Below are 12,008 nucleotides of genomic sequence, written 5' to 3'. Positions count from 1 at the left end.
GGCAGTCATTGTAGCTAAATCCCCCTCAACTTTAGAGTTCAAAAAATGATTTTAAATTTTAAATTAATCTTAATTGTAGCTATATCGATATTATTGTCTGCTAATTCTACCGCGCAAACCGTAGAGAGAAAAAATTATTATTCGTGGGAAAATGATTATGGTTATTCCCAAGTAGTTAGAGCTGGAAATACACTTTATATATCAGGGATAGCCAGTGACAAAGCTACTTTTCCTGAACAAATGAAAGAAATTTATAAGGTTATCAATAAAATATTAGCAGATTATGGTGTAAACAGTGATGCGATTGTAAAACAGGTTATTTATACAACCGATATTGAGAAAATGAAAGCTTATACTGAATTGAGAAAAACATTCTTTAATAAAGATAAATACCCTAGTTCATCAATTGTTCAAGTAAGTCGATTATACGAGAAAGGACACTTGCTCGAGGTTGAAATAGTTGCGGTAATACCAAAAATATAACCGGATTTTCAAGTCGGAAAATTACAGTTTTCTTTTTTTCGTGCCTCAGTTACTTTAACCAACAGAAGCATGTTCCACTTATATAATAGGCAATGCCTTATTAAATTAGTGGCTTGGAGTAACTATAAGTACTTTAAACGAACAAAACACCCTTTACTGCTTTAGTTCGTTTACTTTATAGCCAACAATTTTTTGCCTCTTAACGAGGCGTATTAGTTTTTTAAAATGGAGTTTTAACATGAGAAAAGAGTTTCAATTTAGAGTTAAAAATCACACCATAAAAATTGTTAATACTTGGATACGCGGGGTAAAACTATATGTTGATGGTGATTTACGTGATCATGACACAAGTTTTTGGGCTAATGGAAAAGTAGCGCTGCTTTGTGCAAACCTTGGAGAATATGGCATTTTGGAAATATACCCAAGGTCAGGCTTAGTCTCTGTAGAAATGGATGCTTACCTCATTTTAAATAATTCAAAGCAGTATGTTTTTAGTTCGCATCAACGTCTGAGTTTAACCGAACAAAGAATGGCGCAATAAACTTAAAACAAGCACATCAAACGGACAAAAACAGTTGGCTTTTTGCTCGGACCTTGCTAATTTTAGCCAACTATTTTATTGCCTCTGAATGAGGTGTTATATGCACAAGGAGTGTCAAGCATTGAACATCAAACTACTTTCTCTTTCGCTGATCGTTTTATTATCAGCATGTGGCGCAAGTCAACCCCCACCGTATCAACAAGACCGAACCCCTGAAGATAGAGATCAATATAATGGCGTTGAGGGATTAACTCAGCAGCAAAAAGATCAAACTTATCTTATGAACAAAGAGTTATCTGATAAATGTACAACCGCTAAAATAGATTTGGCTATTGCAGAAACAGATAAGAACGCGAGTGAAATGAAAAAGCAAAAGGCACTAATGAGCGATACGTGCATATAACGACATGCCCTGAGGTGGACAACACCTTAAAATTAGCGAGTAAATGCAAATTTAATTAGTGGCGAGCCTCTTCGTTTCAGTGCTGCTAAATACTTTGATTCGTCCTAGGGCGTATTTTTTTCTAGCACCTAAATAAAACGCCCCCATTAACAGGGGCGTTTTTTTATCAGGGAGATTGATATCATATCTTGGCCATGTATCTTAAAACTTGATGGTGATGATGAGCTTATTTATTTAGACTCGGATAGGGAGCTGCAATCAGAGTGTAGTGAATTACTTTTTAGTGATGATGATTACGTCATCGACTCCGCTGGTTTTAGCTATTTAATATCAGAGCAACTGACGCTAATTAGAACTGACAGGATATTCGTTGTCGATGAGTTAATTCATTTGATTCGTGCTAACGAGTTTAAAAAGGCAGAACTTTGTCTGACTAAAATTAATTTTTTAAGCGTAGCAGATGCCATCAAAGCCTTACTTTAATCAACATAACCCGCAATTTAGGGTGACGTGTAACTGTTGAGTGTGTACGTGACTCATTTATTCGTGCTTGGCAATGCGAGAGTTTTGTTACATATTGAAGTCGTTAACGGTCATCATTTTATGCTAACGTAACTTTTTGTTATTAAAGGATTGAGTGGTGATTAATTTTCAAAAAATAGGTGGCATAGCAGCACTTTTTGAGGCGGTTATTTACCTATCTGCTTTTGTATTTTTTGGTGTGTTTTGGGACTTTCCTTTCGCTGCGGATGATAGACAAAAACTTACTTTTCTGACGGATCATCAAACCATACTATCCATCGTTAATTTAACCATGTATGTCTTCTTTGGCATTTTCTTGGCAATATTAGTGTTAGCCGTTCACCAACGCCTTAAGACCAAAGCGCCAATGCTTTCTCAAACGGCTTCTGCCTTTGGTTTTGTCTGGGTTGGTTTTATCATTGCTAGCGGCATGATTGCCAATGTAGGTTTAGCCGCGGTAATCACCCTCTCGACCACAAACCCTGAGCAAGCAATGACGGTATTGATAGTGATTAATACTATCGTTGATGGCTTAGGGGGCAGTAACGAAGTGGTAGGTGGCTTGTGGGTGCTTTTATTAAGTATTGCCGGCTTAAAAAGCAATGAATTTCCCAAAGGCTTAAATTATCTGGGTTTATTTATTGGTTTTGTCGGTATTCTGACTATCTACCCTGCAGAAATATTGAAAGAAATCTTTGGCTTAGGTCAGATTATATGGTTTTCTTGGCTCGGTGTGACTATGTTAATGAGTCGCCATCGTTAATAAGAACGCTAACCAGAACACTATACATTTGGCTGTGTTCCATTTTGTTGCGCAGCTTTAGCCAACCATTATTTAGCCTGTTATTTGGGCGTTAGCGCTTTAAGGATTTATATGAATGAAAAACAATTTAACACCATAAAATACGCCCTGATTTCTCTAGTGATAATTTTAGAGCTTGGCCATTTATCCTGGGAATATTTTAATGGTGGCGTATTAAGTCACCACCTATTAAATCGTGCTGATTTACCCTCAATATCTAATTGGTGGGGGTTAATCATTATTCCTTTGTTAGCCTGGTTTACCACAACACGCGTTAAAAAAAGAATAATATTGCCACACCATGACTTAGCTATTTCTGCCAAAATTAAAAATGGCATTTTAATCGGTTTTACCGGCATGCTAATCATCAGCATTATACAATCGTTAGCGTTCACCTTTGGCTACCAACATATCACTATGTATCTGGCTTTAGGGCTATTAATAACGGGGTTATTTATACCCATTTATCGAGCCGAGTGTATTCTTGGGAATGTACTAGGTGCTGTTTTTATTTTTGGTCCGGTGATCCCCTTTATCGGTATATTAGTGATGGCGCCGGTTTCGGCATTTTCCCATTTATGTCTAAAGCCGTTGATTTTACGTCTTGTGAAAGGTAAGGCTTCATCAACGTAAGTGTGTATGAGTTAGTCGATTAATAAGATGAAAATTTAGCATAATGCATTTTTTTTGGTCTTGTCTGGTACTAACGAAGCTTTAAAGTTAAACAAATAATACTTGGTTTTACTGATACTTACTCTATCATGGCCAACTATCAGCCACTTAACGTGGCATTATATTATAGGGAAAATTAGCGATGAGTGTTGTTAAACATGGTCTATCTATTGGCATTGAACGAATAGAGAATAACTTTTTTCTGTCATTAAAAGCCGTTGGCAAATTGACTCACGCTGACTATGAAATAATTACCCCTTTGATTGATTCAGCATTAGCGTCAATAAAAGAGCCTAAAGTTGATGTATTAATTGATGGGACTGAATTAGAAGGATGGGAATTAAGGGCCGCATGGGATGACTTTAAACTGGGCCTTAAACATAACAATGAATTCAATAAAGTGGCTATCTATGGCAATAAGAATTGGCAAGAAATAGCGGCTAAGGTTGGCTCTTGGTTTATTTCGGGTGAAATAAAGTATTTTGACAATTTAACCGATGCGACTAACTGGTTGAAAAAATAATATAACAAACGGGTTATGCATTAACCATAACCCACTACTATCTCCATAGTGAACAGTTCTAATTTAGCCCGTTAATGTCGGCTTTAGCAGGTAATCTAGGTTTATGAGTATCATTCTAATTTCAGATATTTTTGGTCTGACCCCTGCTTTGTTGAAACTGAAAGATGAGCTAGCAGCTACGACTATTGTTGACCCCTATCAGGGTGAGTACATGGACTTTGACACTGAAGCAGAGGCATATGCATGTTTCACTAGTACTGTCGGGCTTGATAGTTACGTTACAGCAATAGGAAAGGTATTAGCATCTCTTGACAGTAAAGTTACCTTGATTGGCTTTAGTGTCGGTGCTGCTGCAATTTGGCGGCTCTCTGTAAACAATGAGAATAATAATATTAAACAAGCCTTCTGCTTTTATGGTTCACAAATTAGAAATTTTAGCAAAATAGAGCCATGTTTTGAAATACATTTAGTGTTCCCTAAAACTGAGTCACATTTCGATGTTTGGGCATTAAACAACACACTTGCTAAAAAACCCAATGTTTTTACATCACAAGTTGAATATTTACATGGCTTTATGAATTATTATTCCGATAATTTTAATCAGGTTGGCTACAACAAGTACCTAGCTAAACTACGGTCATTTACCGTCGAATAAGGCTTAAAGTGAACTAACAATAACCGCCAACACTGTCTATCTCACTAATTTCTCTGTCTGCTCGGTACTGAATTTATTAATGTTTTTATGCATTAATGTTCTTATGCATTAATGTACCTATGGTTTAATGACCCTATGTATTAGGGATTTAACGGTATCAAAGGAATTTTATGCTATTTCTATTTTTAGGTTATGAGGTCATTCACTTATTTATCCTGCTCACCGCCTTAAGCCACGGTGATTTTACTTTATTTCAAACCCTATTCGCGGTTGTTTTTTCAGCCTTTATCGATATCTTGCCCGTTATAGGTTACTTTATCGGTAAAAAAGTTGGTGGAGTTGGTATTTCAAAACCAATTTTTCTTATATGTTTTGGTATTGTTATTGCTCTAATTGAAAGTGCGCTGCTTGAGGTTGGCCTAATACCTGCGGAACAAACTGCTTTATCAATGTTAATTACCACGCTATTATTTTTTACTGTGGCATTTATACCCGCTAAGAAAAATAAACTTGAAGATCAGCTTTAAAGCGTCACAATTAATCGAAACAACTAACACTCTGTTCAGTTTGACGTTGTCAGTGTATAACCCTACAACACAATTAGCCCATTACATTAAGGAACATCATGGAAGTTAAAATATTCACCAAAATTTTACGCCCCAAAATTGGTTTTCTCCCTAAATCTGATACCGCAACCGATCACGGTTTAGAGGGAGAAATTAATCTTTGGTTAGCCACACAACCTAATATCAAAATAGAGAACATCAGCCAATCTCAAAGTGGCGGTTCTTTTCAGCCATCAACCATAGTGGTTAGTGTTTGGTATCACTAAGCCTGAAGGTCGTCATGGTTTCGGATTATAAGTTTTCCACCGTTTGCGGTGTTATCGGTATGCTCATTGGGTTTGCGGCCTTTTTATTTAATTACCACATGATAGACACTAGTTTGCCCGGCTATGAGTTATTAGTAGCCCCGGCCATGTTGCTGTTAAGTTTTTTCAGTGAAGAAACATACTTCACCCCTAAGATGATTCTTTTTCTGTTAGGGCAATTTTGTGGTTACTTCCTGCTTGCTTATATTTTAAGAAAACTGATTAAGAAAACATAAAAAGCTACGGCTGAAAACCCCATGTCGTAATAGCAAACCAGGTTAGTGTTCACTATGTCAGATTAAACTTTTAGGATTGAGAAATGATAGTTTGTGAAACTGAACGATTAACTCTCCGCCGGCTTAATTTTGCTGATGCAGCGTTTATTGTACAACTGCTTAACGAAGAAGTTTTATCCGTTACATTGCCGATAAAAATGTCAGAAACAATACCCAAGCCAAGCCAAGCAATATTTACTCGATTGGCCAATGGCAAGCTACGAAAAACATGCTTTCGGGCTCTATTTAGTTGAATTAAAACCGACAAAATCTGCTATAGGTATTTGCGGTTTACTAAAACGTGATGAGTTCACCCTCCCCGATTTAGGCTTCGCATTTTTAGCTCAATATTGCGGACAATGCTATGCATTAGAAGCCGTTAATTTATTACTAAGCGTTAAATGTCGAAACATTCTTTAGCGAAAGTAATCGCTATCACCATGCCAGAAAACGTTAACTCTAAGCGTTTACTGCAAAAAGCAGGTTTTAGCCAAACAGGTATGGTTGAACTCTATAATTGTCAAAACAACCTTTATCAATACCTAGCTCCTTAGATCCTTGGCGCCAAAGTAATGCTAGCTAGGTAATTATAAACCCCACTTTTACATTAAAACCAGTAAGAACCAAAATGATTAAGCTACGGCCCTTTACCTTAGCTGAGGCAGATTTATTAATCTCCTATCTAAATGATCCACATTACTGGCGCCATAAAGCAGCCTTACAGCACTGAAGATGCCAACTGGCGGATCAATATTGGCAGTCAATCGGAACATATTAAATCGATTAAGCTAGGGGCTTTTGATCTTTAAAATTAGTCTCAGCTATGGGATAATTTTTAAGGTAACAATACGAATAGAGTGAAATGTAGTCATTCAGGACAATGTGCCTCCTGCATTGTCTTATAAGCTACATCCATGTAGCGTTACTTAAACGATTTTCAACGATGTTAAGTTGAAAATTAGCCATAGCCCTTCCGGTTGCCTCGAAAAATCAACAGCCCCTAAATGGCACTTTTGTTGGCTGTATTTCAGCCACCTTGGGTAACTTTGAATATAGCCGTAGTGCTGAATTAGGTTATTGGTTAGGGCGAGAGCATTGGCAGCAACGTGCTAGAAAAGAATGGCTTTAATCATGAGGCGTTATTAAAAAAGCCTCTTTTAAAAATGGTAAGTTTTTTGTTGAGTGTTTATTGTCAAAAGTTAAGTAGTCGATGGTGTTGCCAATACGGTAAAGCTGTCATTTATCCCAGTGTATTTAAGTGATTTTTATTTAAGGTTTTTTTCATGATTGAAGTATTTATTTTAGCAATCGCATTAAGTATGGATGCTTTTGCGGTATCCATAGGGTTAGGCGCAAGTAAGCAACACAGCAAAATAGCCCCGTTAGGCATAATAGTTGCCTTATATTTTGGTCTATTTCAGGGCGTGATGCCGATTATGGGTTACCTTGGCGGTAAAGGGTTATTAAGCTGGGTCGACTCGTATACACCTTGGGTAGCCTTTTTATTGCTTTTCCTTATCGGTGCAAAAATGATTTACGAATCTTTTTCAGAAGGCATAGAAGAAGATATCAGCAAAATTACCCATCGCGTGCTCTTAATTCTAGCGATTGCTACTAGCATAGATGCGATGGCTGCTGGTTTTAGTTTAACGCTATTACCCGTAAACCCTTTCCTCGCTTGCTTTATTATCAGTGTAACGACTTTTTGCTTTAGCTGGTTAGGGGTTTTGGTCGGCGCTAAAGGCGGTACCTGGCTAGAAAGTAAAGCTGAACTATTTGGTGGTACCATCTTGATATTGATGGCAATAAATATTTTAATAACGACATAGACTAGCTAGGCGAGGCTGCAATACTGTAACTTACTTTGGCTTGCTTTGAGTTATCGGTAAGTTATTACTGCTCCAAGCATTAAAATCGCCGGTTAAATGATCGAGCTGATTAAAGCCATGTTGTTTTAACAGCTTGGTAGCTATTTCAACCCGTCTGCCTGAGCGACAATACAACACTATCTGAGTGTTCTTTGCCCCAGACAATTCAGCTAAGCGTGATTCAAGTTCCTTATGAGGGATGTTTACTGCATTAGGAATATGGCCATCGGTAAACTCTTCAACGGTCCTAACATCAAGTAATATGACTTGCTTGTTGCTTTGCATAACTTGTTGTAATTGTGCTTGGCTAATATCTTCAGCCGATACTTGTGCAGAGGCTATTAATGCCAACGCCAGTAGCACCATAGGGGCAATTTTAACTACAAATATAGTTTTCATGTGATTACCTTTTTACTTCGAATTTTTTATTGAGACCAATACTATACCGTAAAAATTAAATTTAAGACCTATAGCCCGACTATTTTTTGCTAAAAATCATTATGATAGCGCCAAGTAAAGCACTCAACCCTGCCATCATAAACGTATCACTAGCGCCTAAGCCATCTAACCATAATATGCCGGTAACATAAGCACCAATTGCGCCACCAATGCCATAAACACCGCCCAAGTACATGCCCTGCCCTCGACTTTGTTGTGTTTTGGTAAAGTGCGAAGAGATAAATTGCATACTAGCGCTGTGATAAATAGCAAAGCTGGCAGCGTGACTTAATTGAATGAGACAAAGCCACAATACAGAGTCGGCTACCTCGGGTATTAACAACCAGCGTAAACCCGTTATCGCTAAACTAAAAACCAATAAGCTGCTTAAAGAAAAGCGTTTAAATAACGTTCCCATGTAAATAAAGGCAACAACTTCAGCGACTACGCCCAAAGAAATAAACAAACCAATCGCTAACCCTGAGTAATGTAGGTCCCTGAGGAATAAAGCGAAGAAACCATAATAAGGGGCAAAACTTACTTGCAGTAATAAACCCGCGATGAAAAAGCTGATAAAACGTCCATCAAGTAACCTTGGTAATATGGCTTCTTGCTCAGTTTTATTCTTAGTTAAACGTGCCTTTCCACTCGGCGTTAACATCATGGTAGTGGCAAGTAAGCCTAGTAAAATAATGACGCCAATATGGGTAAAGGTTTGATAACCAAACGCCTCCATCACCTCGCCAGCAATAACCGCTAAAGCAATAAAACCTAGGCTGCCCCATAAGCGTATGCGGGCATATATTTTATTACTGTGGCGTACCGATGTCAGCGTGTGTACTTCTAACTGCGGTAAAATGGCCGTCCAAAATAAAGTAAACAAGGCTAAAGAAAAAGTAATGGGCCAATAATCATTAAGCCAAAAAAGCACACTGAAACTCAGCAGCGCTAATAAAGCACCTAAGCGAATAATAAGTAAGGGCTTACCGGTTTTATCTGCCAGTATTGCCCATAAACTTGGCGCAACAATTTTAGTTGCGGTAATAATGGCAAGAATTTCACCGACTTGGCGAGAATTAAAACCTTTGCCGTCGAGATATAACGCTAAAAACGGTGAGATTAACCCAAGTAGGGCAAAATAGAAAAAATAATTTGATGATAATCGTATAAACACCCGATTAATAATTGCCAAAGGAAAGAGCCTTATGATGAGTGATTATAAATAAAAATAGTGACGGGGTTATACCCGTTACCATCCAAAGTGCTCGATTTCAGTGGGAATTAAAATGCCTTTAGGCAAGGAGAATAATTCCAACATAGTCACTCTATGTTTTGATTATTTACCGCAGCATAAAGTCATTTTAAACCCATCATAGAAGCGTTTGAGCAATATCACTTCTTCGTTGCAGTGACTTAGAATGACGCTGAGCACATTCTCCGGAATAACCATTCCTTCATCACTGCGCCTTGAATTGAAATCGCTCAACAGCTCTGAAACAAGCATCTTCAATGGTGACGGGTATATACCAAGGTCATTAAATTAATGACCTTAAAAATGCGTACAGCGTTAGCCCTAAAAAATGGCTAACGCTGTACGGGTATAACTCTGTAAAGGTTGGCCCTGTAAAGGTAAGTCTTTACAGGTAGAACCAAAGACGCTTTATGCTTCGATATCTGGAGTGCTACATTGTACGTCAGCATTTTGGCCACGATGACGCAGGAAATGATCCATCAAGGTTAAGGCTAACATCGCTTCAGCAATCGGTACTGCGCGAATACCGACACAAGGATCGTGACGACCTTTAGTGATGATATCTGTCGCCTTACCGGTTAAATCAACCGTTTTACCACTTACGCCAATACTTGAGGTCGGTTTAAGGGCTAAATGGGCAATAATTTGTTGCCCTGATGATATGCCCCCTAAAATTCCGCCCGAATGATTGCTTGAAAAACCTTCTGGGGTTAGTTCATCTCTGTGCTCTGAGCCTTTTTGATTGACCACCGCAAAGCCATCGCCTACTTCCACACCTTTTACCGCGTTAATGCTCATTAAACCATGGGCAATATCAGCATCTAAGCGATCAAAAATGGGCTCGCCTAAGCCGACAGGTACATTGGTGGCCACAACAGTCACTTTAGCGCCAATCGAGTCTTTCGCTTTAATGATTGCTCGAAGGTGTTCATCAAGTTGTTCTAGTTTAGTATTATCAGGGAAGAAGAATGGGTTTTCTTCCACGCTTTGCCAATCAACTGAATTAACATCAAACGGCGCGCCGTTAGGACCACCAGCAACAATATCGCCAATTTGGGTAACACACGCTTGGATGGTCATACCAAACTTCTCTGCTAAATATTTCTTTGCTACCGCACCAGCGGCAACGCGCATTGCCGTTTCACGAGCAGAAGAGCGACCACCACCACGGTAATCACGTAGTCCGTATTTTTGCCAATACGTATAATCGGCATGACCTGGGCGGAAGCTTTGGGCAATATTGCCGTAATCTTTAGAGCGTTGGTCGGTGTTTTCAATCATCAAACCAATTGGCGTGCCTGTGGTTTTACCTTCAAATACGCCTGAAAGAATTTTTACTTTATCGGCTTCTCTACGCGCAGTGGTATAACGAGAGGTACCTGGACGTCGTCTATCTAAATCAATTTGTAAATCGGCTTCTGATAACGCAAGGCCTGGTGGGCAACCATCGATAATAGCACCGATACCTAGACCATGACTTTCACCAAAGGAGGTGACTGTGAATAATTTTCCGAAAGTATTACCTGACATTTAACATTACCGCCTATTAATTTGGTTTTAACGCTAGCACTACACTGAGTTGTTGTACTGTTAGCCGACTTAGATTCTTTTATCTTTTCGTTTAGGCTGTTTTCACTGCCGCTAAAAACGTTTGTTTATGCTGCTCTAACTGTGCTTTGCTTAACATAAATACGCCATGCCCACCGCGCTCAAAGCTTAACCAAGTAAAGTCTACTTGTGGATATAGGGCTTCAACATGGTATTGTGAATTACCTACTTCGCAAATAAGTACGCCGTCTTCATTAAGGTGTATTGCAGACTCAGCCAATATAACTCGGACAATATCTAATCCGTCTTCGCCACAGCCAAGGCCCATTTCGGGTTCATGGGTAAATTCTGCAGGCAAGCTATCAATATCTTCTTGATCAACATATGGTGGGTTAGTGACGATTAAATCATATTTTTGTCCGCTAACCCCAGAAAAAACATCAGATTGAATTGGAATAACTTGTGCACTTAAACCATGATTTTCTATATTAATGTGGGCAACGTCTAGCGCATCAATGGATAAATCTACCGCATCAATTTCAGCTTCATGGAAATAACTAGCACAAGCAATGGCAATACAACCGCTGCCGGTACACAAATCTAATATTCTTTGTGGTGGTTTTTCTTCACTAAAATAAGGTGCAAAGTGATTTTCAATCAACTCACCAATGGGTGAACGGGGTACTAAGACCCGCTCATCTACATAAAATGGCAATTGGGCAAAATAAGCAAGGTTGGTGATATAAGCAACAGGTCGCTGAGTTTCAATACGTTGGGTAAAGAGTTCAAGGATATTTTCTTTCTCATGGGTGAGTAGGCGGCAATTCATCACCTGTTCACTCATCTCTTCTGGTAAAGACAACGCAAACATAACTAAAGTATGTGCTTCACTTAAGGCATTATCATTGCCATGGCCATAAAAAAGTTCAGCTTGATTAAACGCACTAGCCCCGTAACGGCAGTAATCTGCAATAGTGTGTAGTTGCTCGGTGATATCGTTGAAATTGCTACCGCTCACATTTATTTCCTCATCTGTTATTCAAGCCGAAGTTTCTTATCGGCATTCTATATGGTGCATTATTTACATCATTGGGTATTGTTTTTGGCGCTGTCAGTTGCTGCCGTACTGTTTTGTTTGTGCGTATTGTTAACCGC

At 38.7% G+C, this 12,008-nt stretch carries 19 protein-coding genes; 15 read left to right on the top strand and 4 right to left on the bottom strand.

Features of this window, described 5'->3' with window-relative positions; translation table 11 throughout:
- Positions 1 to 45 precede the first annotated feature (45 nt).
- The 15 genes from F580_RS24370 (at position 46) to F580_RS0110715 (ending at position 7,576) form a co-directional block, all read left to right on the top strand.
- Positions 46 to 483, top strand: coding sequence for a RidA family protein (locus F580_RS24370; RefSeq protein WP_019027742.1), 438 nt, complete (start codon positions 46 to 48; stop codon positions 481 to 483).
- 238 nt (positions 484 to 721) lie between these two features.
- The gene (locus F580_RS0110775; protein ID WP_019027741.1) at positions 722 to 1,024 is read left to right on the top strand and encodes a hypothetical protein; all 303 of its coding nucleotides are present in this window, start codon (positions 722 to 724) and stop codon (positions 1,022 to 1,024) included.
- 100 nt (positions 1,025 to 1,124) lie between these two features.
- Positions 1,125 to 1,427, top strand: a complete 303-nt coding sequence (locus tag F580_RS0110770) for a hypothetical protein (protein ID WP_019027740.1) — start codon at positions 1,125 to 1,127, stop codon at positions 1,425 to 1,427.
- 165 nt (positions 1,428 to 1,592) lie between these two features.
- Positions 1,593 to 1,910 (top strand): DUF4144 family protein, encoded by a 318-nt coding sequence (locus F580_RS25960; protein WP_342663217.1) that lies wholly within the window; start codon positions 1,593 to 1,595, stop codon positions 1,908 to 1,910.
- Positions 1,911 to 2,067: 157 nt separating this feature from the next.
- Entirely contained in the window at positions 2,068 to 2,712 is a 645-nt protein-coding gene (locus tag F580_RS0110765; protein ID WP_019027739.1) for a DUF4386 family protein, read from the top strand.
- 111 nt (positions 2,713 to 2,823) lie between these two features.
- On the top strand, positions 2,824 to 3,384 hold the full coding sequence (locus F580_RS0110760) for a hypothetical protein (RefSeq protein WP_019027738.1): 561 nt from the start codon (positions 2,824 to 2,826) through the stop codon (positions 3,382 to 3,384).
- Between the two features lie 181 nt (positions 3,385 to 3,565).
- A complete protein-coding gene (locus F580_RS0110755; protein ID WP_019027737.1) occupies positions 3,566 to 3,946 on the top strand; it encodes a SpoIIAA family protein in 381 nt (126 codons plus the stop codon).
- A gap of 103 nt (positions 3,947 to 4,049) precedes the next feature.
- The gene (locus F580_RS0110750; RefSeq protein WP_019027736.1) at positions 4,050 to 4,601 is read left to right on the top strand and encodes a dienelactone hydrolase family protein; all 552 of its coding nucleotides are present in this window, start codon (positions 4,050 to 4,052) and stop codon (positions 4,599 to 4,601) included.
- A gap of 170 nt (positions 4,602 to 4,771) precedes the next feature.
- A complete protein-coding gene (locus F580_RS0110745) occupies positions 4,772 to 5,128 on the top strand; it encodes a hypothetical protein (RefSeq protein ID WP_019027735.1) in 357 nt (118 codons plus the stop codon).
- A 98-nt stretch (positions 5,129 to 5,226) separates the two neighbouring features.
- On the top strand, positions 5,227 to 5,433 hold the full coding sequence (locus F580_RS0110740; RefSeq protein WP_019027734.1) for a hypothetical protein: 207 nt from the start codon (positions 5,227 to 5,229) through the stop codon (positions 5,431 to 5,433).
- A complete protein-coding gene (locus tag F580_RS0110735) occupies positions 5,421 to 5,708 on the top strand; it encodes a hypothetical protein (RefSeq protein ID WP_245560618.1) in 288 nt (95 codons plus the stop codon). The genes F580_RS0110740 and F580_RS0110735 overlap by 13 nt, the downstream gene beginning before the upstream one ends.
- Positions 5,709 to 5,791: 83 nt before the next feature.
- Positions 5,792 to 6,001, top strand: a complete 210-nt coding sequence (locus F580_RS26875; RefSeq protein WP_019027732.1) for a hypothetical protein — start codon at positions 5,792 to 5,794, stop codon at positions 5,999 to 6,001.
- The gene (locus tag F580_RS26870; protein WP_245560617.1) at positions 5,958 to 6,167 is read left to right on the top strand and encodes a GNAT family N-acetyltransferase; all 210 of its coding nucleotides are present in this window, start codon (positions 5,958 to 5,960) and stop codon (positions 6,165 to 6,167) included. Before F580_RS26875 ends, F580_RS26870 begins: the two co-directional genes overlap by 44 nt.
- Complete coding sequence (locus tag F580_RS26865; protein ID WP_019027731.1) at positions 6,149 to 6,301, top strand: GNAT family N-acetyltransferase; 153 nt, start codon at positions 6,149 to 6,151, stop codon at positions 6,299 to 6,301. Before F580_RS26870 ends, F580_RS26865 begins: the two co-directional genes overlap by 19 nt.
- A gap of 729 nt (positions 6,302 to 7,030) precedes the next feature.
- Positions 7,031 to 7,576, top strand: coding sequence for a manganese efflux pump MntP (locus F580_RS0110715; RefSeq protein ID WP_019027729.1), 546 nt, complete (start codon positions 7,031 to 7,033; stop codon positions 7,574 to 7,576).
- A 30-nt stretch (positions 7,577 to 7,606) separates the two neighbouring features.
- On the opposite strand, the gene F580_RS24360 is transcribed toward F580_RS0110715, so the two are convergent.
- The 4 genes from F580_RS24360 to prmB all read right to left on the bottom strand — a co-directional run bounded on the left by F580_RS24360 (position 7,607) and on the right by prmB (position 11,871).
- A complete protein-coding gene (locus F580_RS24360) occupies positions 7,607 to 8,014 on the bottom strand; it encodes a rhodanese-like domain-containing protein (RefSeq protein WP_019027728.1) in 408 nt (135 codons plus the stop codon).
- Positions 8,015 to 8,093: 79 nt separating this feature from the next.
- Positions 8,094 to 9,245 carry an MFS transporter gene (locus F580_RS0110705; protein WP_019027727.1) on the bottom strand — a complete coding sequence of 384 codons (1,152 nt, stop codon included), beginning with the start codon at positions 9,243 to 9,245 and terminating at the stop codon, positions 8,094 to 8,096.
- A 468-nt stretch (positions 9,246 to 9,713) separates the two neighbouring features.
- Positions 9,714 to 10,835, bottom strand: coding sequence for a chorismate synthase (aroC, locus tag F580_RS0110700; protein ID WP_019027726.1), 1,122 nt, complete (start codon positions 10,833 to 10,835; stop codon positions 9,714 to 9,716).
- 91 nt (positions 10,836 to 10,926) lie between these two features.
- The gene (gene prmB / locus F580_RS0110695) at positions 10,927 to 11,871 is read right to left on the bottom strand and encodes a 50S ribosomal protein L3 N(5)-glutamine methyltransferase (protein WP_019027725.1); all 945 of its coding nucleotides are present in this window, start codon (positions 11,869 to 11,871) and stop codon (positions 10,927 to 10,929) included.
- Between the last annotated feature and the right edge of the window lie 137 nt (positions 11,872 to 12,008).

Source organism: Colwellia piezophila ATCC BAA-637 (assembly GCF_000378625.1).
GTDB lineage: Bacteria > Pseudomonadota > Gammaproteobacteria > Enterobacterales > Alteromonadaceae > Colwellia > Colwellia piezophila.
Note: the sequence above shows the minus strand (reverse complement) of the source record. Positions and strands in the feature narration are given on the sequence as shown.